The following is a 22,786-nucleotide window of genomic DNA, read 5'->3' on the forward strand; positions in this document are numbered from 1 at the left end:
GGACAGCTACCGCCGATAACAGCCCAAACCCCCGCGTCTCACGTGTCGGAAAACACGGCCCAAGGGGCGTTACCGGGCCGTAAGCTCCATGACATGCAGGTGATCCAGTCGACGAAGCTCGCCAACGTCTGTTACGAGATCCGGGGCCCGGTTCTTGAGGAGGCGATGCGGCTCGAATCGGCAGGGCATCGGATCCTCAAGCTGAACACGGGAAACCCGGCGGCGTTCGGCTTCGAGTGTCCGCCCGAGATCCTGGAGGACGTCCTCCGCAACGTGTCGACGGCCCATGGCTACGGCGACGCGAAGGGCCTGCTGGCCGCACGCCGGGCCGTCGTCATGCACAACCAGACCCTCGGCATCGAGACCGACGTCGAGCACGTCTTCATCGGCAACGGCGTCTCCGAGCTGATCGTGATGGCGATGCAGGGCCTGCTGGACGACGGGGACGAGGTGCTGGTCCCGGCCCCCGACTACCCCCTGTGGACCGCCGCCGTGTCGCTGTCCGGCGGCACCGCCGTGCACTACCGGTGCGACGAGCAGTCCGACTGGATGCCCGATCTCGCCGACATCGAGCGCAAGGTCACCGACCGCACCAAGGCCATCGTCATCATCAACCCCAACAACCCGACGGGCGCCGTCTACGACGAGGCCATGCTGCGGGGGCTGACGGACATCGCCCGGCGGCACAACCTCCTCGTCTGCTCCGACGAGATCTACGACAAGATCCTCTACGACGGCGCCACGCACACCCCGACCGCCGCCGTCGCCCCCGACCTGCTCACCCTCACCTTCAACGGCATGTCGAAGGCGTACCGGGTCGCCGGGTACCGGGTGGGCTGGATGTCGATCTCGGGCCCGCGCGCCCACGCCGACTCCTACATCGAGGGCCTCACCATCCTCGCGAACATGCGACTGTGCGCGAACATGCCCGGTCAGCACGGGGTCGTGGCCGCGCTCAGCGGGCGGCAGTCCATCAACGACCTGGTGCTGCCCGGCGGACGACTGAAGGAGCAGCTGGATGTCGCGTACGAGCTGCTGACGCAGATCCCCGGCGTGACGTGCGTACGGCCGAAGGGGGCGCTGTATCTCTTCCCGCGCCTCGACCCCAAGGTCTTCAAGATCAAGGACGACCGGCAGATGGTCCTGGACCTGCTGCGGCGCGAGAAGATCATGGTCGTGCAGGGTTCGGGCTTCAACTGGCCGGAGTCGGACCACTTCCGGGTGGTGACCCTGCCGACGGTGACGGACCTGCGGGACGCGGTGGGGCGGATCGGGCGGTTCCTCGACGGGTACAGCCAGCCGTGACACTGCGTATGCGGGCAGTCCTGTTTTGTGAAGCACGCAACTTTAGACGAAATCTAAGCTAGGATGGTTTCCTGTCAGAGCACAGGAGGCCATCCCCATGTACGAACCGATCCGCACCAAGTCGGTCCACACCACGATGGCCGGCACCACGTCCGACTTCCCGCACCGGTCGCGTGAGGAGGAGCTGGACATCCAGCTCGCCGGGCACCTCGCGGCGCTGCTCGCCGTGACGGACGAGCTCCGGGCGACGGCACCCTCAGAGGACCTGGACAGCGCGGCCGAGCGGCTCGCGGGCCAGGTGGCTCGACTGCGGGAAGGAAGCAAGCCGGCCCGCGCGGGTGCCTCCGGCGGTGAGGCGAGGGTTGCCGCGCTGCATCGTCGGGCGCATGCCCTTGCTGGGCGGGCGCTGGTTGTTGCCGCGTCGCGCGCCGACACCGCTGCGGCGATTCTCGCCGCTCAGCGGATGGATGCGCATGCTGCTGCGCAGGCTGAGCCGCAGGAACTCACCGGCGTCGGCTGACCCCCTGATCGGCCCCGGTCCGCGTGCACCCGCAGCGACGCGCGGACCGGGTGCCACAGCACTGCGTTGACTTCGGCCGACTTTCGCCTTCGCCGTTGGGGTGGCCGTCGTGGCACGGCCGCCGGTCCGTTGCGGCTTGTCGCGCAGTTCCCCGCGCCCTTGAAGAGATCTCCGCGGTGCTTGGTCAGACACCATCACGTTTGTTGGCAGGCGGCTTGCTTGAGCAGCCAGTTCTGGGCCCTGCTTTCAGGACTTCGTCCCGGTTACGTGCCACCGGGCGTGGGTCCTTCACGATCTCTTCATCCGGTGGGATCGCTGCATCATATGTACGGCCCGTTCGGTCCGCGTCCCTGACTTCCGTGAGGATCAGCATGGCACCGTCGGACAGGCGGTACGCCTTGTTTCCTGTGGGGACACCGTAGGTACGTTCGCCGAAGAAACGGGTGTCTTGCCGCCCGCGGAAGGCCACCACGACCGCTTCGCCCGCACTGGCTGTTCGCTTGCCGATCAGGACGGCGACGGGTGGGGTGCTCCTGGCGATGGGGTGAGTGTCGCCCCAGCCGGCCGACTTGCCGTCTGCATAGGGGGCACCGTTCTTGATCGACCAAATGGACTTCTTGCCATCGGCATCCACGAACATGCCGACCTTGCCATCGCCCAGGATGGGCCCGACGGCGGCCAGCATCGGCCACATGTTGCCGCCCGTATTCGAGCGCAGATCCACCACCCAGCCGCAGGCCCCAGACGCGTCTGCCTTCGCCACGGCATCGCGGCCTTGCTCTACGTACTCTTCGTACGTCTTCTGAGGTCCCTGCACTCCGGGGAGAGAAATGTACCCGAGGCCGTTCTTCAGTGAACGGCCATGCAGGCCATCAAGAGGGACCGCGGAGGATCCAAGATTCTCCTTGGCTTGCTCCGGCTCCCAGAAGGTGCTGTGCCCGTCGCCCAGGGCTTGTAATGCCGAGCCGATCGCCCCGTAGGTGTCCTCTGGCTTCTGTGCACCGCGTGCCTGCGAGAACGCCTTGCTACGCACGTCCGCCCAGTCAAGCTGGTGCCGAAGAAGAGAGTGTTCTCCCATGATGCTCAGGGCTTTCGACAGATACGTCCGCGCTTTGGGCGCCATGTCGTTGCCTGATGAATCCTGCGAATGGCTCGTGCATCCTGTCGCTGCGACGACTCCAACCAGCCCAGCGCAGGCCGACATACGCAGTGACCGTCCCCGCCCCACCCATCCCCCAGCCCCTTGGTGCAAGAAGCAACCCTAACGTTGACGATCAGCTGGTGAGCAACTCCCAGATGAGAAACAGGTGCTGAGAGCCAAAGCAGGGCGTTGCCGTTGACCGTGTTGTAACGGGACCGGTGCGACACCTCCCGTTCATCCCTTTCGCCGGGGAATGTTGGATTCCGGGAGCACTCTCCCCGGCGTGAGACGTATCGCAGGGATCGTCCTCGCGGTGTTGCTGATCGGTGGCGTGGTGGTTGCCGTCGTGGCGGGCCGTGGTGATGAGGACAAGGGCACGGCAACGAAGACCGTGCGGATGGTGATCGGGTCCGAGAAGGCGGAGTTCTTCGCGGATGCCGACGTGGTGAAGGCCCTGGCCGCCAAGGGCTACACCGTGAAGGCCGAGACCTCAGGGTCCTGGGCCATGGAGGGGCTGCACCTCAAGGGGTACGACCTCGCGCTGCCGTCGAGTCAGGCGCCGGCCCGTGAACTCGCCGCGAAGTACCAGGTGACGGGGACACTCCCCCGCCCCTTCTACTCGCCCCTCGTCGTCGTGGCGCACAAGAACGCCGCCGAGGTGCTCGCGGCCAACGGGCTCGCCACGCTGGACACCGGACACCGCGGCACGTTCGAGATGGCCGCGTATCTGGACGCCGCCCGCGCCGACCGCACCTGGCAGCAGCTCAAGGGGGCTGGCAAGTACGGGGAGTTGACGGGAACGCTCTTCCTGTCCAGCACCGACCCCGAGACCTCCAACTCCGGCGCCCTCTATCTGGCCGCCGCCTCCTACGTCGAGAACGGCGGCAAGGTCGTCGCCGGTGAGAAGGAGATGGACCGCACCGCGCCCCTGCTGCACAAACTGGTCGGTGTGCAGGGCGCGCAGCAGTCCAGCAGTGACGCCGTGTTCCGGGACTTCGTCAGCGGGGCCGGCAATCCGCTGGTCGTGGTCTACGAGTCCCAGGTCGCCTCCCTGCTGGCGGAGGGGCAGCAGCCCGACGACCTGGTCGTCCTCTACCCGGACACCACGGTGAACAGCGACCACACCGTCGTACCGCTCACCGAGAACGGCGAGGCCGTCGCCGCCCTCCTCACCGAGGACCCGCGGCTGCGTGAGCTGGAGGCGCGGCACGGGTTCCGGCCGCAGGGCCAGGACTCCGAGTTCGCCTCGGACACGACCTATCTGAAGCAGGAACTGACCGGCGTCCACCAGGCGGCCGTGCCCACCTCCAAGGTGCTGCACGAACTGGCCCGACGGGCGCGCGGATAAGGGGGGCACCAGCACATGACCAGCAACGACAACGACGACACCTTCGTCCTCACGCCGCCCGAGCCCGTGGCCGCCGTGCCGCGGGAGAAGGCCGGCGGACTCGTCCCGGTCGACGACGGCGTCCGTACGGAGATGAGTAACAAGGCCTCCGCCTATGTCGAGGTGCTCGCGGGGCTCGACGCCCGCTCCCCCGAGTTCGCCGGCAAGGTCGGTGAGATCACCGCGCTGGGCGCCGGTGAGATGCGGACCGCCGCCGCCCAGTCCAACCGGATGCTGGAGCGCACCGTCCGCAGCCTGCCCGACAAGGGCGGGGACGCCCAGTCGCAGGTCGCCGGATCGCTGGTGGAACTGCGCCGGGTGGTCGAGGACCTCGACCCGCGCGATCTGCCCGCGTCCAAGGGGCGCAAGTTCCTGTCCCGGCTGCCCGGTGGCAACAAGCTGCGCGACCACGTCGCCAAGTACGCCTCCGCGCAGGGCACCCTGAACAAGATCGTGGGGTCGCTGCGGGGCGGGCAGGACGAGCTGCGGCGGGACAACGCGGCACTGCAGACGGAGCGGGTGCGGCTCTGGGAGACCATGGGCAAGCTTCAGGAGTACGTCGTGCTGACGGCGGCCCTGGACACGGCCGTCGAGCAGCACATCACTCGGGTCACCGACCCCCAGCAGGGCGACGTTCTGCGGGCCGACATCCTCTTTCCCGTCCGGCAGAAGCACCAGGACCTGCTCACCCAGCTCGCGGTGTGCGCGCAGGGATACCTCGCCATGGATGTCGTACGGCGCAACAACGACGAGCTGATCAAGGGCGTCGACCGGGCCGCGACCACGACCGTCTCGGCGCTGCGGATCTCCGTGATGCTGGCCTCGGCGCTCGAAAACCAGAAGAAGGTCGTCGAGCAGGTCAACGCCCTGCGCGGGACCACCGAGGAGCTGATCCGGGGCAACGCCGAGATGCTCGCCACGCAGAGCGGCGAGATCCAGCGCATCGCCGCCGACCCGGCGGTGGGAGCGGAGACCCTGCGCAGCGCCTTCCAGCAGATCTACCGCACCCTCGACGCCATCGACTCCTACAAGGTCCAGGCGACCGAGGCGATGGCCGCGACGGTGGAGAACCTGACCGCCGAACTGCAGCAGGCGAGCGGCTACCTGGAGCGCAGCCGTTCGCAGGGCGCGCTGGAGGGTGGGCTCGGATGAGAGCACGGCTTCTCGCCTCCGCGCTCGCCGCGGTGGGCCTGCTGACCGCCTGCACCTCGCAGCACACGACCGACAAGCCGGAGAACGGCCCACAGCCGGGCACCCTCCGAGTCCTCGCCTCCAGCGAGCTCAGCGACATGACCCCCGTGTTCGACCGGATCGCCGACGACACCGGCATCAAGGTCCGGCCCACCTACATGGGCACCCTCGACGCCGTGGAACTGCTGGCCAAGGGCAAGGCGGACGGGCAGTACGACGCGCTGTGGCTGTCCTCCAACGACTATCTGCGGCTACGGCCGGAAGCGGCGAGGAAGGTTGTGTCGGAGACGCCGGTGATGTCGAGCCCGGTCGCCATCGGGGTAAGGACCACGGCCCTCGGCACACTGGGCTGGAAGCCGGACGCCGTCACCTGGTCGCAGATCGAGCAGGCCGTCCAGGACGGCAGGCTCGCCTACGGCATGACCGACCCGGCCCGCTCCAACTCCGGCTTCGCCACCCTCGTCTCCGTCGCCTCGGCCCTTTCCGGCGCCCAGTCCGCGCTCACCGACGCCGACGTCGCCGAGGCCACGCCCCGTCTCAAGGAGTTCTTCAAGGGGCAGAAGCTGACGTCGGGTTCGTCGGGCTGGCTGGCGACCGCCTACAGGCGACGCGGGAACGTCGACGCGCTGCTCAACTACGAGTCCGTCCTCAAGGGCATACCGGGCCTGACCGTGATCCGCCCCAAGGACGGCGTCGTCACCGCCGACTACCCGCTCTCCTCCCTCGCCTCCACCGACGCCACCACCCGCGAGGACGTCCGCCGGGTCACCGAGGCCCTGCGCACCGACGGCCTGCAGCGGCTGATCACCGAGCGCACCCGTCGCCGCCCCGTCGTCCCCTCCGTGCGGCCCGCGTCCGGCCTCGACGACAGCCGACGGCGCGAACTGCCCTTCCCGGGCAGTCGTTCCGTCGCCGACGGCCTGCTCGACTCGTACGAGAACGAGCTGCGCCGCCCGTCCAGGACCGTCTACGTCCTCGACACCTCCGGCTCGATGGAGGGCGACCGCCTGGAGCAGCTGAAGCAGTCGCTCACCGACCTCACCGGCGACTTCCGCGAGCGCGAGGAGGTCACGCTGATGCCCTTCGGGTCGGGCGTGAAGAGCGTGCGCACCCATGTCGTGGAGCCGGCCGACCCGAAGTCCGGGCCGGACGGGATCCGCAAGGACACCGAGGCACTGTCCGCCGAGGGTGACACCGCGATCTACACCTCGCTGGAGAAGGCGTACGACCATCTCGGCACCGGACGGGACACCTTCACGTCGATCGTGCTGATGACGGACGGCGAGAACACCGCCGGCGCCGATTCCGCCGACTTCCACGCCTTCTACGTCGGACTGGACCGCGACCGGCGGGCGACGCCCGTCTTCCCCATCCTCTTCGGCGACTCCAGCAGGTCCGAGCTGGAGAACATCGCCGAGCTGACCGGCGGCCGTCTCTTCGACGCCCGGGAGGGCTCGCTGGACGGTGCCTTCGAGGAGATCCGTGGCTACCAGTAGGGCAGTGGCGTACCTGGAGTCCCGCAAGAACATCGCCGGGAGCGCCTGCGGGCTGGTCGGCGTGGTGCTGACCTTCACGGGGGTGGCGGGACCGTACTGGCCCGTCGTGGTCGCCGGGCTCTACGGCGCGGGCGCGCTGATCGCCCCGCCGGAGCGGCCCGCGCCGCCCGACTTCCCGGACCCGTCGGCCCAACTGGACGAACTGCGCGGCGACTTCGAGAAGCTGAGCGGCTACCTGACGGACGTCGAGCTGTCGGTCACGGCCGCGACCCGGCTGCGTGAACTCACCGAGCTGCTGGGCGCGCTGCTCGACAGGGGCTGGGTGGCCGAACTGCTCGCACATGATCCGGAGGGCGTGCACGTCCTCTCCCGGATCGTGCGGCGCGATCTTCCCGAGGCCGTCGACAGCTTCGTACGGACCCGGTGGTGGACACGGATGTCGCCGGGCACCGAGTCACCGGAGCTGCATCTGGAGCGGCAGCTGGGCTTGCTGAAGAAGGGGGCGGAGAGCCTGGCGGCGGCGTTGCGAGAGACGGAGGCAAGGCGCCAGGAGTCGCATACGCGGTACTTGGAAGACCGCTCGCAGTAGCGCCCCGTAAGGGGCGCGGGGCTGTATCGATATGCGGCTCCGCCGCGCGGGCGCGATCAACCACAACGGCGCCGCACCCGAACATGGCGAAGGCCTGCCGCCGTCACCCCCGTCGGGGCGGACGGAGTCAACGGACGGCAGGCCACAACCACGCACGCCTTTGTACGCGGCTTCGCCGTACCGCACCGCGGCCGGCCGTGACGATCACTGGTCAGGGCATCCCAACCGGCCGCGGAGTTCACATCAGGGCATCAGCCCAGGCGCTGCACCAGCGCGTTGTACTCGTCCCACAGCTCCTTCGGCGTGTGGTCGCCGAAGGTGTTGAGGTGGTCGGGGACGAGCGCCGCCTCCTCGCGCCAGATGTCCTTGTCGACGGTGAGCAGGAAGTCGAGGTCGGACTCGGCCAGTTCGAGGCCGTTGGTGTCCAGCGCGCCCTTGGCCGGCAGGATGCCGATCGGGGTCTCGACGCCCTCGGCCTTGCCGTCGAGGCGCTCGACGATCCACTTCAGGACACGGCTGTTCTCACCGAAGCCGGGCCAGACGAACTTGCCCTCGTCGTTCTTGCGGAACCAGTTGACGTAGTAGATCTTCGGCAGCTTGGCCTGGTCCTTGCCCTGCGCGACCTCGACCCAGTGGGCCATGTAGTCGCCCATGTTGTAGCCGCAGAACGGCAGCATGGCGAACGGGTCGCGGCGCAGCTCACCGACCTTGCCCTCGGCGGCGGCGGTCTTCTCGGAGGCCACGTTGGCGCCGAGGAACACACCGTGGTTCCAGTCGAAGGACTCCGTCACCAGCGGTACGGCGGTGGCGCGGCGGCCACCGAAGAGGATCGCGGAGATCGGCACGCCCTTGGGGTCCTCCCACTCCGGCGCGATGATCGGGCACTGCGAGGCCGGGACGGTGAAGCGGGCGTTGGGGTGGGCGGCCGGGACGTCGGCGGACGGCGTCCAGTCGTTGCCCTTCCAGTCGGTGAGGTGGGCCGGGGTCTCCTCCGTCATGCCCTCCCACCAGATGTCGTTGTCGTCGGTGAGGGCGACGTTGGTGAAGACCGAGTTGCCCCACAGGGTCTTCATCGCGTTGGCGTTGGTGTGCTCACCTGTGCCGGGCGCGACGCCGAAGAAGCCGGCCTCGGGGTTGATGGCGTACAGGCGGCCGTCCTCGCCGAAGCGCATCCAGGCGATGTCGTCGCCGATCGTCTCGACCGTCCAGCCGGAGATGGTGGGCTCCAGCATGGCGAGGTTGGTCTTGCCGCACGCGGAGGGGAAGGCCGCCGCCACGTACTTGGACTCGCCCTGCGGGGGCGTGAGCTTCAGGATCAGCATGTGCTCGGCCAGCCAGCCCTCGTCGCGCGCCATCACCGACGCGATGCGCAGGGCGTAGCACTTCTTGCCGAGCAGGGCGTTGCCGCCGTAGCCGGAGCCGTAGGACCAGATCTCGCGGGACTCCGGGAAGTGGGAGATGTACTTGGTCTGGTTGCAGGGCCACGGGACGTCCGCCTCGCCGGCCTCCAGCGGGGCGCCGACGGAGTGCACGGCCTTCACGAAGAAGCCGTCGTCACCGAGTTCGTCGAGGACGGCCTGACCCATGCGGGTCATGGTGCGCATCGAGACGGCGACGTACGCCGAGTCGGTGATCTCCACGCCGATCGCGGAGAGCTTGGAGCCGAGCGGGCCCATGCAGAACGGGACGACGTACATCGTCCGGCCGCGCATCGAGCCGCGGAAGACGCCCTTGTCCCCGGAGAAGACCTCACGCATCTCGGCGGGGTCCATCCAGTGGTTCGTCGGGCCCGCGTCCTCCTCCTTCTCGGAGCAGATGAAGGTCCGGTCCTCGACGCGGGCGACGTCGGTCGGGTCGGAGGCGGCGTAGTACGAGTTGGGGCGCTTGATCGGGTCGAGTTTCCGGAAGGTGCCCTTCGCGACGAGCTCCCCGCACAGGCGCTCGTACTCGGCCTCGGATCCGTCACACCAGACCACGTTGTCCGGCTGCGTCAGTTCAGCGATCTCGTTGACCCACGAGACCAGTTCCCGGTGGTTGGTGGGGACGGGGGGAGCCGCGATGTCGCGCGCCACGGTTGCTCCTATAGAGAGGGATTTTGTCCTTATATGCCCTTGTATGCCCCGTGGGGGCCGCGACCCGGATGCTTCGTGGACTGGACCTACAGTCCGGATCTTCCGCGCTCATCCGGTGCCGACCGCACTCATTTGATCATCCGACGCGTCTGCGCATATGTCCAGAGGGCGTCACAGGTGAGCGGCGTGAGCATCGCCACTCATCCACATGTTTTCGATGCGTCACCATGGCTTCACGCCTGGTGCGCCCACTGCGGGTACCCCCATGAGATGATGGCCACTTATAGGCGCTCATCTCGCCGCGCTGATACGTAACTTACGGTTCCGTAGGTACGATGCCGAGCATGACTGCGCCCGCCCCCGACGCGCACCCGGACCCGCCGGCCGCCGGCCGCAGCTCCGACGCGCCCTCCTTGCCGCACCAGATCGCGCACCACGCCCAGCAGCTCACGGGCGAGATAAAGCCCAAGCTCCGCGGCTGGCTGCACCTCGGCATGTTCCCGGCGGTGCTCGTCGCGGGCCTGGTGCTCACCGCCCTCGCCGATTCACCCAGAGGCCGGCTCGCCTGCGGGATCTACGCCCTGACGGCCTGCCTGCTGTTCGGCGTGAGCGCCCTGTACCACCGGGGCAACTGGAGCCCGCGCATGGACGGCGTCCTGCGCAGACTCGACCACGCCAACATCTTCCTGATCATCGCGGGCACGTACACGCCGCTGACGATGCTGCTCCTGCCGGAGGCCACGGGCCAGTGGCTGCTGTGGGGCATCTGGGGCGCGGCCGCGGCCGGCATCGTCTTCCGGGTGTTCTGGGTCGGCGCCCCGCGCTGGCTCTACACCCCCTGCTACATCGCGATGGGGTGGGCGGCCGTCTTCTTCCTGCCGGACTTCATGCGCAGCGGCGGCATCGCGGTGCTGGTCCTGGTGATCGTCGGCGGCCTCCTCTACAGCGCGGGCGGCGTGGTCTACGGCATCAAGCGCCCCAACCCGTCACCGCGTTGGTTCGGCTTCCACGAGGTGTTCCACTCGTTCACGCTGGCGGCGTTCATCGCGCACTACGTGGGGATCTCGCTGGTGGCGTACCAGCACGCGTAACCCCACCGCGCAGCTTCTCTTCGCTTCCCTTCAGGGCCACGGCTTGCGAGCCGTGGCCCTTTTGCGTACCCGCCTTCGCGTGCCGGCTTCGCGTGCCCGACCGACACACTGACAGTAGACACCCATTGACAGTTACTAGATTTTGAGAGTTACTCTCATTTCATGGTTACTGTCACTCCAGATCCTCGCCGTTGGTGGGCCCTGGGCGCTCTGGTCGCCTCCATGCTCACGCTCGGCTTCGACATGACGATCCTCAACGTGGCGCTGCCGACGATGGCCGCCGACCTCGGCGCCGGTACCGGTCAGCAGCAGTGGATGGCGGACGCGTACATCGTCGTGTTCGCGGCGCTGATGCTCCCCGCGGGCCTGCTCGGCGACCGGTTCGGGCGGCGGCTGATGCTGATCAGCGGGCTCGGTGTCTTCCTCGCCGGATCGCTGGTCGGCGCGCTGGCCGGCGACGTGAACGCGGTGATCGCCGCCCGTGCGGTGATGGGCGTCGGCGCCGCCCTCGTCACCCCGCTCTCGCTCTCCGTGCTGCCCACGCTCTTCGGCCCGCAGGAGCGCGCCAAGGCCGTCGGCATCGCCTCCGCCGCCTCCGCCCTCGGCCTGCCGCTCGGCCCGATCATCGGCGGCTGGCTGCTGAACCACTTCTGGTGGGGCTCGGTCTTCCTGATCAACGTCCCGATGGCCGCGATCGGCATCGCCGCCTGCGTCTTCCTGCTCCCCGAGACGAAGGACCCCGCCTCCCCGAAGGTCGACCCCGTCTCGACGGCGCTCGCCGCGTCCGGGCTCGGCGTCCTCGTCTACGCGATCATCGAGGCACCCACCCGGGGCTGGGGCGACCCGCTGGTCCTGGCCATGCTCGGAGCCTCGGTCGTCCTGATCGCCGCCCTCGTGCTGCGGGAACGCCGGGTCGAGCGCCCCATGCTCGACATGACCCTGCTCGCCCACCGCGGCTTCCTGTTCAACACGATCGCCGCGACCCTGGTGACGTTCGTCCTGTCCGGCCTGCTGTTCGTGCTGCCGCCCTACCTCCAGGCCGTCCTCGGCCACGACGCCCTGGGCACCGGCGTGCGGCTGCTGCCGATGATGGGCGGACTGCTGGTGGCCTCCCGCCTCGCGCCGAAGGTCGTCGCCCGCTTCGGTGCGCGGGCCGCGGTGAGCGCGGGCCTGGTGGTGCTGGCCTTCGCCGCGCTTCTCGGCAGCCGTACGACCACGGACTCCGGCTACGGCTTCGTCGCGCTGTGGCTCTCCATCACCGGTCTCGGCTTCGGCCTCTCGCTCATCCCCGCGATGAACGGCGGCCTGAGCGCCCTGCCCCCGGACCGCGCCGGCAGCGGCTCCGGGCTACTGATGACCCTGCGTCAGGTCGGCGGTGCGATCGGCATCGCGCTGCTCGGCAGTCTGCTCGCCGGCATCTTCCGGGACCGGCTCGACGTCACGGGGCTGCCGGCGCGGGCCGCCGACACCGCCGGGGAGTCCGTGGTCGCGGCGCACCTCGTGGCCGAGCGGGCCGGGTCGGCCGAGCTGGCGGCGTCCGCGAACAGCGCGTACGTCCACGGCATGGGCATCGTGCTGCTGGTGTGCGGGATCGCGGCGCTGGTGTCCGCGCTGCTGGCGGCGGCGTTCCTGCCGGGTACCCCGGACGCGGCGCGGCCTGAGACCCCGGACATGGCTGCCGAGCGGGCCGATGCCCGACAATGACACCCATGACGTCCGCACACTCCTCTCCCCTGACCGACCGCCCCCAGCTGGGGCTTCGTGAGCGGAAGAAGATCAAGACCCGGACGGCGATCCGCGCCGCGACGTACGCACTGATCAAGGAGCAGGGCTACGACGCCACGACGATCGAGCAGATCGCCGAGCGCGCCGAGGTGTCGCCGTCCACGGTCTTCCGCTACTTCCCGACGAAGGAGGACATCGTCCTCACGGACGAGTACGACCCTCTGATGCTGGAGGCGTTGCGGGCCCGGCCCGACTCGGAGTCCTGGATGGACTCGGTGCGGTACGTGATGCACAGGGCCATGGACGCGCTGCTGGCCGAGGACCCCGAGGCGGTCCGGGTCCGGGCGCACCTGGCGGTCCAGATCCCCGCCGTCCGCGCCCGGATGATCGAGAGCATGTCGGCGACCGGACGCCTGCTGCGGGGCGCCATCGCCGAGCGCTTCGGTCTGGAGCCGGACGCCCTCGAAGTGCGGGTCTACGCGATGTCCCTCGTCGGCGGCCTGATGGAGGTCAACATCGCCTGGGCGGAGAACGACTGCCGCGACGACATCCGCGAGCTGGTGGACCGGGCCCTGGACGTCATCGAGCACGGCCTCCCCGCGAAAAAGACCTGAGGCACGAGCGCCCGGCCGTGACATCCTGGCCGGGTGAACGGTCCCGAGATCCGCGTCGAGTTCGCCCCCGAGCTGCGCGTTTTCCTCCCCAACGGACGGCGTCAGGACGGTGTCGCCCAGGTCACCACCGACGGCATGTCGACTCTCGGCCATGTCGTGGAGTCCCTCGGCGTCCCACTGACCGAGGTCGGCACACTGGCCGTGGACGGGCGGGAGATGGCGGTGTCGTACGTCCCGACAGCGGGCGAGTCCGTTTCGGTACGGCCCGTCGGGCGCCCCCAGCGGGTGCCCGGCGCTCCCCTGCGTTTCCTGCTCGACGTCCACCTCGGCACCCTCGCCCGGCGGCTGCGGTTGCTCGGCGTGGACACGGCGTACGAGTCGACGGACCTCGGCGACCCGGCGCTGGCCTCGCTCTCGGCCGCCGAGCGTCGGGTCATGCTGAGCCGGGACCGGGGGTTGCTGCGACGCCGTGAGCTGTGGGCCGGGGCGTATGTGTACAGCACCCGGCCCGAGGACCAACTCCGTGACGTCCTCGACCGGTTCCGGCCCGAGCTGCGGCCCTGGACCCGGTGCACCGCCTGCAACGGGCTGCTCAAGGAGGCGACGAAGGAGGAGGTCGCCGAGCAGTTGGAGGGTGGCACGCGGCGGTCGTACGACGTGTTCGCGCAGTGCGCCGAGTGCGGGCGGGCGTATTGGAAGGGGGCACACCATGAGCAGCTTGTTGCGATCGTTGAGGATGCGGTTGCGTTCCGCAGCGCCGTTGATGGTTGAGCGGCGTGGGGAACTGCGGGCCGTATAGGGCTGGTCGCGCCCGCGCGGCGGAGCCGCATATCGATACAGCCCCGCGCCCCTGAAGGGGCGCTTACCTTCTCGGCGTATCGCCCCTTCCGCAGGCGATGCCGTCCCGGTTTCTGTCCAGCCGCAGTGGGTCGTCCTTGCCGTTGACCTTCAGGCGGCCGTAGTCGTTCTTCTTCAGCCACTCGCAGCGGGACTTCGTCGTCGTGCTCACGGTGGGCGGGAAGTCCGTCGGGACGCAGACGTTGGCGGAGCCGTAGTGGCGGTCGCAGCCGGAGACTGTCGGGCTGACCTTCTGCGAGGTGCGCTTCTTGCCGGGGCCCGTGACCTTGCCCTTCAGGCCGTCGGCGAAGTCGTGGACGTGTGCTGAGGAGTCCGTCGCGCTCAGGGCCTGTGGGCCCTGGAGGTGGACCCACTTGGCGACCGAGGGCACCCCGGCCGCGTCGACCGCGAAGAGCATGTACCAACCCGGCGGGGCCAGGTTCGGGTTGCTCGTCACGTTCAGGTCGACGTTGTCGCCGTCCACCGACAGCGGCAGGTCCACGAACCGCTGGTTCGGGTCGGAGGAGTGGGTGACGGCGGCCGGGCGGATCAGCTCGGCCTTGGCGATGGGGCGGTCGACGGTGATGCGCTGGGTGTCGCCGTACGTCCACTCGCTGTCGATCACCGAAGTGATCGTCGGGCGCTCGCCCTTGAGGAGATAGGGCGGGGTGTAGATCGACACGTCGTGGTTCCAGGAGCCGTTGCCCGGGTTGTCGCCGGTCGCCATCACCCGGCCGTCGGGCAGGAGGAACGCCGAGGAGTGGTAGCCGCGCTCCTCCGGGTCCGCCGCCACCGGGTCGAAGGTGCCCGTCGCCGGGTCGTAGAGCGACGACTCGTACACCGGGTCGGCCCGGTTGTGCAGCGCGCCGCCCGTCTCCAGGACCTTGCCGTCGGGCAGGAGTACCGCGGAGACGTACATCTTGCCCTGGTCGCCGGTCTGCGGGACCTTGCCGCCGCCGAGGTCGACGGTGCCCTGCGGGAGCGGCGGTCCTGCGACGTAGGACGGGCTCGGCTGCTTGAGGTCGATGACGTCGGTGAGGCGGTTCGCGTCGGGGTTGGAGTCGATGTTGCCGCCGCCGATGGTGAGGACCTTCTGGTCCTGGGCCGGGGGCAGCAGCACGCTCGCGGACTGGTCGCGCTCGTCCTTGTTCCGCAGGCCCGGGATCTGGGTGACCGTGTTGGCGTCGTAGTCGTAGATCGCCGAGCCCGTGCCCGGGATGTTGTTGCCGAAGACATGGCTGCCGGAGTAGAAGAGGCGGCCGTCCTGCATCAGGATCATCGACGGGTACAGGCCCCAGTACGACCAGGTCTGGTTGACCTTCCAGAGCTCCAGCCACTTCTGCTCGGCGTCCGACCACCGCTCGGCGGTGACCGAACCGGTCGAGTCCTCCTTCAGGCCGCCGAAGGAGATGACGTCACCGTTGCCGAGGATCGTCGCCGACGGGTACCAGTGGCCGTCGTTCATGTCGTTGGTCCTGCTGTAGGTCTCGGTGACCGGGTCGAAGACGTACGAGTCCTTGAAGCCCTGGTAGCCCATCGTGCCGTCGGCCGACGGATAGCCCTTGTTGCCGCTCATCACGAGCACCCGGCCGTCCTGCAACTGCACATGCCCGGCGCAGAACATGTCCTTCGGCGTGGGGATCTGCCTGTACGTGCCGTTCTCGGGGTCGTAGACCGCGCTGGTGAACGTGCCCGCCTCGAACATCTCCTCGCTGTTGCCGGAGCCGGCGATCAGCAGCACCTTGCCGTTGTTGAGGACGACGGAGTGCATGGACCGCACCGGGTTCCGAGTCGGCAGGACGTCCCAGCGGCCGTTGGCGCACTCCTCGGCGGTGCCCGTGCACACCGGGTCCGGGGCGGGGTCGGCGACCTGGTCCATGGTGTAGTCGTCGGTGGTGACGGAGCCGGTGCCGTAGACGGAGACGCCCCAGGCGATGCGGTCGGTGCCGGTGGGGACCTCGGGAGTGCGGACCGTCGCCTCGGTCCAACTGCCCGCCATCTCCAGCGTCTTGAGGTCGGTCCAGTACTGCCAGCCCGCCGTCGCGTCGTGCCGGAACAGGGTGACCGAGGTGTCGGGGGTGGTCGACCTGTACCAGAGCCCCAGGTCGTACTGCTTGCCCGGCGTGACGACCGGGGCGCACTCGGCGGACTCGGTGATGAGCGCCTTGCGGTCGCCCTCGACACGCCGGGTGAGCGTCACCTTCATGGCCTTGGAGCCCGAGTGGGCGTCGGCCACCGTCTCGAAGGTGAAGTCGTTGTCGCCCCAGCCGGACTTCTTCCAGCAGTAGGGCATGTCGGCCCCCTGACCTGAGCCCGCGGTCTCGAAGCCGGGGTTCTTGACGAGGTTGGCGGCGGAGGCGGACTGGGGCGAGGTGAGGAGCAGGCCGGTGGTGAGGACCATGACGGCCAGGAGGGCCGTTCTCCGTCCGGATCTCATGCGGTACTCCTTGCTGTGCGGCTCCTGCGCGGCAGGTAGACCAGCGCTTCGGTCCCGACGAAGCGCAGGACGAACGTGATGACCAGGGCCAGCGCGGTCGCGGGCAGCACGGCCAGCCCGAACCGGCCCACCAGCAGCGCGATCAGCGGGATGCGCAGCACCAGGTCGGCGTTGGCGAGCAGCGCGAACCGGATCGTGCGGTCGGCCCAGTGGCGGTGCCCGCGCCGGTCGCGGAACAGCAGCTTCTCGATGAGCAGGAAGTTCCAGGCCACGCCGAACTGGTTGGCGACGATCTCCGCGGGGAGGTAGTGCAGCCCCGCCCGGGTCATCGCCCACAGCGCGACGAGGTTCGGCACGAAGCCCGTCAGCCCGATCAGCCCGAACACCACCATGCGGGCCAGCGGGTCGGCCGTACGCAGCCCGACGAGGTGGCGCAGGAAGCGGCGGCCCTCCGCCGCCGTGGACTTGGACTCCCCCGCGAACCGCTCCTGGAAGACGAACGGCACCTCGGTGACCGTGCGCGGGCGGCTGCGGACCGCGAGCTCCAGCAGGATCTTGTAGCCGAGCGGCTTGAGCGCCTCGGCGGTGATGTCGCTGCGGCGGATCGCGAAGAAGCCGCTCATCGGGTCGCTGATGCCGTGCAGCCGGCGCGGGAAGAGGGCCTTGGTCAGCCAGGTCGCCGCCCGCGACACGGCCACCCGGTAGCTGCCCGCGAGCCCGGCCCGGCTGCCGCCCTTGATGTACCGGGAGGCGACGACGAGCCCGGCGTTCGCGCGCTCGCCGGTGGCCACCAGCTCCGGGACCAGGGACGGCGGGTGCTGGCAGTCGCCGTCCATGACGACGATCCAGTCCGACCCGGCCGCCTTCATCCCCTCGACGACCGCGCCGCCCAGCCCGCCGACGGGTTCGTCACGGTGGATGACGGTGACCGGGAACGGGCAGTCCTGCGCGGCCTCCTCGACGACCTGCGGGGTGTCGTCGGTGGAGTCGTCCACGAAGACGACCTCGCAGGGCAGCCGGGACGGCACCGACTCGGTGATCCGACGCAGCAACTGCCGTACGTTCGCCGATTCGTTGAAGGTCGGTACGACGATGGTGACGGCGCCCGGTTCGGGCACCTCGGCGGTCTCGACGGACGGATCGCCCAGCTCGCCGGGGGCGGTGTACTCGTGGGTCATCGCACGCCTCCGGCGGCTGTCTGGATCTGTCGGATCTCGACGCGGTCCTCGCCGCTGCCGAAGACGGCGACCGGCTTGGAGTGCTCGATGGCCGCCTTGACGCCCGGCAGGTCGACCGCGTCGCGCCGCACCGTCGGGGAGGCGACGACGTAGTCGAGGTCCTTCCAGCCGCGCGGCATCGTCCTGGTCACGGCCGGGTCGAGGTCGGCCTTGTAGAACCAGATGGCGCCGAGCCCGGGCTCGTACCCGGCGTGCACCAGGTCCAGCCACAGCGCGTCGTCGACGAGGACACGGGTGTCCCCCGGGTCCGCCACCTCGGTGGACAGCCACTTCGACGCGGCCCGGTAGGGCGCGTTGGCGTCGGCGGTGACGGCGGTGCGGTCGCCCTCGTACCAGTGCGGGACGACGTACGCACCGGCGCCGATCGCAAGGACGGTCGCGAGGGCGTACCGGCCGCCGGTGACGTACCGGTGCTCGGCCTCGGACCGCCGGCGCCGCAGACAGGCATGGGCGACGGAGGCGGTGCCTCCGGCGAGGACCAGGGCGAGGAACGGCAGTGCCTGGATGACGTACATGGCGGGCAGGTATCCGCCCGGGCGCATGGCCACCACGGCGAGGACGACCACCGCGAACGACGGTCCGGCCAGGGCGCGGGCGGTGACCGACCAGCGCCAGGTGGCCAGGAGCAGCAGACCCCCCGCGAGGCCGCCGAGAATGAGGACGCGGTCGTAGTAGAGCCAGGACCGCAGGACGCCGTTCGAGCCCGAGCCGGCGTCGAGGATGAAGCCCGAACCCGGCCTGGTCATCTGGTACTTGATGCCGTCCCAGAGCGAGACATGTCCGGCGCCCGGCAGCAACTCGCCCTTCAGCAGGGCGAAGAGGGGGTACGACAGGCCGATCAGCGCGCACGCCGTGACGGCGCCGGTGAGGGCGAACTTGCGGGTGTCGCGGTGGCTGTGCCGCCACATGGTGATGAGGACCGCGGGCAGGACGAGGAGCATCGTCTCCTTGGTCAGTACGGCCGTGGCGGCCGCGATCCCGGCGCCGAAGTGGTGCCAGAGGTGACGGCTCGGCGAGGCGGCCAGGGCGAACGCGAGGAGCGTCCACATCACCGCGAGGTTGTCGAGGAAGATCTCCCGCTGGAGCACGACCGACAGGGGCGAGAGCCCGAACAGGACCATGCCGAGGCCGGCCGCCCAGCGCGGCAGCGACAGCCGCCGCCCGAGCACATAGAGCAGGACCGCGCTGACCGCGCTGATGACGAGCATCGCGGCGCGCATGGTGCCGACGGTCATCGAGTCGGGGCTGAGCGCGGCCGGTATCCAGGTCAGCAGGGCGAGCTGGATCCAGCCGAGCGGCGGGTGGTCGTACCAGTAGGTGTAGTGGGCGAGGCCCCGGCCCTCCTGGACGGCCCAGGCCTGGGCGAGATAGGTGCCCTCGTCGTCGCTGAGGGTCGGGTAGTCGGCGATGTTCCAGCCCTGGACGACGAGGATCGCGACGAGGAGTACGCCGCACAGGGCGAGGTCGGAGCGGGAGGAGCGGAGACGGCTCGGCGGTTCCGTTCGACTGGTCGAACGCGTCACAGGGACAGGTTGTCTCTGCGCGGGGACCTTCGGAGTGGTCACCGCGGGAAGGGTGGAGGTCACGCAGGGACGTCCTCTCGGAGGTCTCGGGTCACTGCGGCGTCGGCATCGGTATGGGCGAGATGCGCGCCGACGTGGCTGGTCAGCTCCCAGTCGTTCTGGCCGCGCTGCTCACGCCATACGGCGCGGACGGCGGCTCCGGCGAGGAGCACCTGGTAGAAGGGGCCGCCCACGACGAGCTTCAGGTAGTGCACGAAGCGGACGCGCAGTCCGTACTGCTTGCCGAAGTCGTGCAGTCCGACGATCTCGAAGACGAAGGTGACGAGCGCGGTGACGGCCGGCAGGAAGGTGATGAAGGCAACGCTCACGGACACGTCGAGGAACACCGCGATCGCGATGTTGAGCGGGATGACGAGCCCGGTGAAGGCCTGCATGAACGGCGTCATGAGCGTGTACCGGGCGAGCAACCGCTGCCCGAAGGTGGGCAGTTGCCGCCAGTCCTTCTTCCGGTAGACCTGAAGGAAGCCCTGGTTCCAGCGGGTGCGCTGCTTCAGCAGCGACATCAGGCTGCCGGGCGTCTCCTCCTTGGTCACCATGTCGGAGTCGTAGGCGACGACGACTTTCTTGCCGACGCTGGACAGGCGCACGCCCAGATCGCAGTCCTCGGCCAGACAGTTCGGGTCCCAGCCGTCGGCTTCCCGCAGCACGTCGGTGCGGACGAAGACGGTGTTGCCGCCGAGCGGGATGAACCCCTTCTGCGCGTGCAGATGGAGGCGCGAGCGGAACCAGAAGAAGTACTCCAGGCAGTTGCGCAGGCTGTACCAGCTGGAGTGGAAGTTGATCAGCTGGACCCCGCCCTGGACGACGTCCGCCTTCGTCGTCCGGAACGCGTGGTCGACATGGGCGAGGAGCTCCGGGTGGACCTGGTCCTCGGCGTCGAAGACCCCGACGACATCGCCGCGGCAGTGCGGCAGCGCCGTGTTCATGGCCTTCGGTTTGTTCTTCTTCTCGTGGGTGTCGACGACGACACGGACGCGCGGGTCACCTGCGGCGGCCTTCTCGGCGACCTCGGTGGTCTCCGGGTCGTCGTGCCCGACGATGACGATGATCTCGAAGTCGGTGTGGGTCGACTCCAGCAGCCGCTGGATGGTGTGGTCCAGCACGGCCTGTTCGTGCCGGGCCGGAAGCAGCAGTGAGAACGACAGATGCTCGTCCCCGTCCGGTCTGCCGAACCGGGTGGAGGCGAGCACCTCGGGCGTGCGCCACGCGTGCATCTGCCACCACAGAGTGAAGGCCGCCATCCAGAACAAGGCCAGCGAGACGGCCGATATGAAGACAGACGTCAGCAACAGATCCCCCCAGATCCCCAATGCCCCCTGCCGCGACAGTGAGTCACACCTGTCGCGGAACTGTGTAGACATTATTTGGGATCTGTGAAGTCCGCAGGCTGTTTCGATGAAGAGCGCGTTTCATCACAACGAGGCCCGAGAGTGAGCAATTCGCACACAGGTTGCGTAACCGCCCCTCTCCTGCTGCCGTTCTACCTGGTCAGCGCGGTCCGCAGCCGTTCCGGATCGGTGGTCGGGGCATCGCAGGTGAAGTTGCGGCAGACGTAGGCGGCGGGTTCGCCCTGCTGCAGGGGGCGGTCGGCGAGGAGCGGGAATTCGCCACTCTCCGGAGTTCCCATGGCCACGACCGCACCCGGCGCGGTGCCGAGAAGTGCCGTGTGGTGCAGGGCCTTTGTGGCGGGGTCGTCCATCGTCGGTCCGACGACCGCGATCTCACGCGGCCCGTCGAGGTTGGCCTCGGCGACCGCCAGACCCCAGCCGATGAAGCGGGGGACGCGCGGTCCGAGGGCCTTGACGACGCCCAATGCCCTTTCGGCGGCGGCGCGATGCGGCTCGGCGCCGGTCTGCGCGGCATAGCTCAGCAGGGCGCCGGCCGCCGCGGTCCAGCCGGAGGGAGCGGCGTTGTCGGTGGGGTCCTGGGGGCGGCGGATCAGCTGCTCGGCGTCGGCCGCGGTGTCGTAGAGGGCGCCGGACTCCTCGTCGACGAAGCGGGCCAGGACGTGGTCGAGCAGGAACCCGGCGAACTCCAGCCAGACGCCCTCGCCGGTGACGGAGGCCAGCGCGAGGAAGCCCTCGGCGACGTCGGCGTAGTCCTCCAGCACGCCCACGTTGGCGCCGGCCTGACCGTCCTTGCTGGTGCGGGCGAGCCGGGCGTGGTCGTCGAGGTGCAGCCGGACCAGGAGGTCGGCGGCGCCGAGGGCGGCGTCCACCAGGTCGGGGCGGTCGAAGTAGGCGCCGGTCTCGGCGAGGGCGGCGATCGCCAGGCCGTTCCACGCGGCGACGATCTTGTCGTCCCGGCCGGGGGCGGGGCGCTCACCGCGCTTGGCGAGCAGCCGCTGCCGTACGGAGGCGATCTTCGTGGCGTCGAACAGTTCGTCCTGCTGCGGGAGTTGGAGGACGGAGGAGCCGTGTTCGAAGGTGCCCTCCTCGGTGACGCCGAAGTGCCGGGCGGCGAGCTCGGCGTCGTCGTCGCCGAGCGCCTCGCGCAGCTGCTGCGGGGTCCAGACGTAGTAGGCGCCCTCCACGTGCTTGCCGGTGCCGTCGTCGCTGTCGGCGTCGAGGGCGGAGGCGAACCCGCCCTCGTCGGTGCGCAGTTCACGCACCATGAAGTCGGCGGTTTCGAGCGCGACGCGGCGGGCCAGCTCGGAGCCCGTGGCACGCCAGAGGTGGGCGTACACGCGGCACAGCAGGGCGTTGTCGTACAGCATCTTCTCGAAGTGCGGCACGACCCAGTCGCGGTCGACGGAGTAGCGCGCGAAGCCGCCGCCGAGCTGGTCGTAGATGCCGCCGCGGGCCATGCGCTCACAGGTGTCCCGCGCCATCTGCAGGGCGCCCTCGGCTCCGGTGCGCGCATGGTGCCGCAGCAGGAACTCGATCACCATGGACGGCGGGAACTTGGGCGCGCCCCCGAATCCGCCGCGCTGCGGGTCGTACTCCCGGGTGAGCCCGAGCAGCGCCTGGGCGAGCTCCTGCTCGCCGGGGGCCTCGGGGCCGCCGTAGGAGATCTCCCGCCCGGCGAGGTCACGGACGATCTTCCCGGCGACCTCGGCGACCTCGTCCCGCCGGTCGGTCCAGGCGCTGCGCACGCCCTCCAGGACCTGGCGGAAGGACGGCATGCCGGAGCGGGGGGCGGGCGGGAAGTAGGTGCCGAAGTAGAAGGGCTCGGCGTCGGGGGTGAGGAACACCGTCATGGGCCAGCCGCCCTGTCCGGTGGCCGCCTGGACGGCCTCCATGTAGACGGCGTCCACGTCGGGGCGTTCCTCGCGGTCGACCTTGACGCTGACGAAGTGGGCGTTCAGGTAGTCGGCGGTCTCCTGGTCCTCGAAGGACTCGTGCGCCATGACGTGACACCAGTGGCAGCTGCTGTAGCCGACGCTGAGCAGGACCGGTTTACCGCTCTTGCGGGCCTCCTCGAAGGCCTCGGCCGACCACGGCCACCAGTCGACGGGGTTGTCCGCGTGCTGGAGGAGGTAGGGGGACGTCTCGTGAGCCAGTCGGTTCGGCATGGGGTCCATCCTGCCGCAGTACCCCGCTCGTCACGCGGCAGGCGTC

17 protein-coding genes are annotated in these 22,786 nt (G+C 69.3%); 10 read left to right on the top strand and 7 right to left on the bottom strand.

Annotation, left to right across the window (positions count from 1 at the left end; genetic code table 11):
- Window positions 1-93 precede the first annotated feature (93 nt).
- Together POF73_RS31085 and POF73_RS31090 are read left to right on the top strand one after the other, a co-directional pair.
- Window positions 94-1,305, top strand: a complete 1,212-nt coding sequence (locus POF73_RS31085; protein ID WP_272122163.1) for a pyridoxal phosphate-dependent aminotransferase — start codon at window positions 94-96, stop codon at window positions 1,303-1,305.
- 97 nt (window positions 1,306-1,402) lie between these two features.
- Window positions 1,403-1,825 (top strand): SCO4983 family protein, encoded by a 423-nt coding sequence (locus POF73_RS31090; protein WP_272122165.1) that lies wholly within the window; start codon window positions 1,403-1,405, stop codon window positions 1,823-1,825.
- Window positions 1,826-2,009: 184 nt separating this feature from the next.
- Here the strand turns inward: POF73_RS31090 and POF73_RS31095 are convergent, their stop codons facing one another.
- Complete coding sequence (locus tag POF73_RS31095) at window positions 2,010-2,948, bottom strand: S41 family peptidase (protein WP_272122167.1); 939 nt, start codon at window positions 2,946-2,948, stop codon at window positions 2,010-2,012.
- Window positions 2,949-3,249: 301 nt separating this feature from the next.
- On the opposite strand from POF73_RS31095, the gene POF73_RS31100 reads away from it, so the two are divergent.
- Genes POF73_RS31100 through POF73_RS31115 form a run of 4 tightly spaced genes read left to right on the top strand, consistent with a single transcriptional unit; the run spans window position 3,250 to window position 7,629 of the window.
- Window positions 3,250-4,314, top strand: a complete 1,065-nt coding sequence (locus tag POF73_RS31100) for a hypothetical protein (protein ID WP_272122170.1) — start codon at window positions 3,250-3,252, stop codon at window positions 4,312-4,314.
- Between the two features lie 15 nt (window positions 4,315-4,329).
- Window positions 4,330-5,505: a toxic anion resistance protein gene (locus POF73_RS31105; RefSeq protein ID WP_272122172.1), complete on the top strand. Its 1,176-nt coding sequence runs from the start codon at window positions 4,330-4,332 to the stop codon at window positions 5,503-5,505.
- Window positions 5,502-7,040 carry a substrate-binding and vWA domain-containing protein gene (locus POF73_RS31110; RefSeq protein ID WP_272122174.1) on the top strand — a complete coding sequence of 513 codons (1,539 nt, stop codon included), beginning with the start codon at window positions 5,502-5,504 and terminating at the stop codon, window positions 7,038-7,040. The genes POF73_RS31105 and POF73_RS31110 overlap by 4 nt, the downstream gene beginning before the upstream one ends.
- Window positions 7,027-7,629, top strand: a complete 603-nt coding sequence (locus POF73_RS31115; RefSeq protein ID WP_272122176.1) for a hypothetical protein — start codon at window positions 7,027-7,029, stop codon at window positions 7,627-7,629. Before POF73_RS31110 ends, POF73_RS31115 begins: the two co-directional genes overlap by 14 nt.
- A gap of 251 nt (window positions 7,630-7,880) precedes the next feature.
- Here the strand turns inward: POF73_RS31115 and POF73_RS31120 are convergent, their stop codons facing one another.
- Window positions 7,881-9,701 (bottom strand): phosphoenolpyruvate carboxykinase (GTP), encoded by a 1,821-nt coding sequence (locus tag POF73_RS31120; protein ID WP_272122178.1) that lies wholly within the window; start codon window positions 9,699-9,701, stop codon window positions 7,881-7,883.
- A 344-nt stretch (window positions 9,702-10,045) separates the two neighbouring features.
- On the opposite strand from POF73_RS31120, the gene trhA reads away from it, so the two are divergent.
- The 4 genes from trhA (at window position 10,046) to POF73_RS31140 (ending at window position 13,902) form a co-directional block, all read left to right on the top strand.
- On the top strand, window positions 10,046-10,792 hold the full coding sequence (trhA, locus tag POF73_RS31125) for a PAQR family membrane homeostasis protein TrhA (RefSeq protein WP_272122180.1): 747 nt from the start codon (window positions 10,046-10,048) through the stop codon (window positions 10,790-10,792).
- Window positions 10,793-10,954: 162 nt separating this feature from the next.
- Window positions 10,955-12,496, top strand: coding sequence for a DHA2 family efflux MFS transporter permease subunit (locus tag POF73_RS31130; RefSeq protein WP_272122182.1), 1,542 nt, complete (start codon window positions 10,955-10,957; stop codon window positions 12,494-12,496).
- Window positions 12,497-12,501: 5 nt separating this feature from the next.
- Complete coding sequence (locus POF73_RS31135; RefSeq protein WP_272122184.1) at window positions 12,502-13,131, top strand: TetR/AcrR family transcriptional regulator; 630 nt, start codon at window positions 12,502-12,504, stop codon at window positions 13,129-13,131.
- A gap of 33 nt (window positions 13,132-13,164) precedes the next feature.
- A complete protein-coding gene (locus POF73_RS31140) occupies window positions 13,165-13,902 on the top strand; it encodes a Mut7-C RNAse domain-containing protein (protein WP_272122187.1) in 738 nt (245 codons plus the stop codon).
- A gap of 91 nt (window positions 13,903-13,993) precedes the next feature.
- On the opposite strand, the gene POF73_RS31145 is transcribed toward POF73_RS31140, so the two are convergent.
- The 5 genes from POF73_RS31145 to POF73_RS31165 all read right to left on the bottom strand — a co-directional run bounded on the left by POF73_RS31145 (window position 13,994) and on the right by POF73_RS31165 (window position 22,740).
- A complete protein-coding gene (locus tag POF73_RS31145; protein ID WP_272122189.1) occupies window positions 13,994-16,405 on the bottom strand; it encodes a galactose oxidase-like domain-containing protein in 2,412 nt (803 codons plus the stop codon).
- Window positions 16,402-17,583 carry a glycosyltransferase gene (locus POF73_RS31150; protein ID WP_272122191.1) on the bottom strand — a complete coding sequence of 394 codons (1,182 nt, stop codon included), beginning with the start codon at window positions 17,581-17,583 and terminating at the stop codon, window positions 16,402-16,404. Before POF73_RS31150 ends, POF73_RS31145 begins: the two co-directional genes overlap by 4 nt.
- Window positions 17,580-19,229, bottom strand: coding sequence for an ArnT family glycosyltransferase (locus tag POF73_RS31155; RefSeq protein WP_272122193.1), 1,650 nt, complete (start codon window positions 19,227-19,229; stop codon window positions 17,580-17,582). Before POF73_RS31155 ends, POF73_RS31150 begins: the two co-directional genes overlap by 4 nt.
- Window positions 19,226-20,515, bottom strand: a complete 1,290-nt coding sequence (locus POF73_RS31160; protein ID WP_272122195.1) for a glycosyltransferase — start codon at window positions 20,513-20,515, stop codon at window positions 19,226-19,228. Before POF73_RS31160 ends, POF73_RS31155 begins: the two co-directional genes overlap by 4 nt.
- A 191-nt stretch (window positions 20,516-20,706) precedes the next feature.
- The gene (locus POF73_RS31165; RefSeq protein ID WP_272122196.1) at window positions 20,707-22,740 is read right to left on the bottom strand and encodes a thioredoxin domain-containing protein; all 2,034 of its coding nucleotides are present in this window, start codon (window positions 22,738-22,740) and stop codon (window positions 20,707-20,709) included.
- Between the last annotated feature and the right edge of the window lie 46 nt (window positions 22,741-22,786).

Origin of the sequence: Streptomyces sp. HD, from assembly GCF_028369295.1 — a bacterium.
Classification (GTDB): domain Bacteria; phylum Actinomycetota; class Actinomycetes; order Streptomycetales; family Streptomycetaceae; genus Streptomyces.

Bases quoted from the DNA above. Each gene is read 5' to 3' on its own strand.
- POF73_RS31090 (WP_272122165.1), top strand. From the start codon at position 1,403: ATGTACGAACCGATCCGCACCAAGTCGGTCCACACCACGATGGCCGGC.
- POF73_RS31130 (WP_272122182.1), top strand. From the start codon at position 10,955: ATGGTTACTGTCACTCCAGATCCTCGCCGTTGGTGGGCCCTGGGCGCT.
- POF73_RS31110 (WP_272122174.1), top strand. From the start codon at position 5,502: ATGAGAGCACGGCTTCTCGCCTCCGCGCTCGCCGCGGTGGGCCTGCTG.
- POF73_RS31165 (WP_272122196.1), bottom strand. From the start codon at position 22,740: ATGCCGAACCGACTGGCTCACGAGACGTCCCCCTACCTCCTCCAGCAC.
- POF73_RS31150 (WP_272122191.1), bottom strand. From the start codon at position 17,583: ATGACCCACGAGTACACCGCCCCCGGCGAGCTGGGCGATCCGTCCGTC.
- POF73_RS31085 (WP_272122163.1), top strand. From the start codon at position 94: ATGCAGGTGATCCAGTCGACGAAGCTCGCCAACGTCTGTTACGAGATC.
- POF73_RS31105 (WP_272122172.1), top strand. From the start codon at position 4,330: ATGACCAGCAACGACAACGACGACACCTTCGTCCTCACGCCGCCCGAG.
- POF73_RS31145 (WP_272122189.1), bottom strand. From the start codon at position 16,405: ATGAGATCCGGACGGAGAACGGCCCTCCTGGCCGTCATGGTCCTCACC.
- POF73_RS31135 (WP_272122184.1), top strand. From the start codon at position 12,502: ATGACGTCCGCACACTCCTCTCCCCTGACCGACCGCCCCCAGCTGGGG.
- trhA (WP_272122180.1), top strand. From the start codon at position 10,046: ATGACTGCGCCCGCCCCCGACGCGCACCCGGACCCGCCGGCCGCCGGC.
- POF73_RS31095 (WP_272122167.1), bottom strand. From the start codon at position 2,948: ATGGCGCCCAAAGCGCGGACGTATCTGTCGAAAGCCCTGAGCATCATG.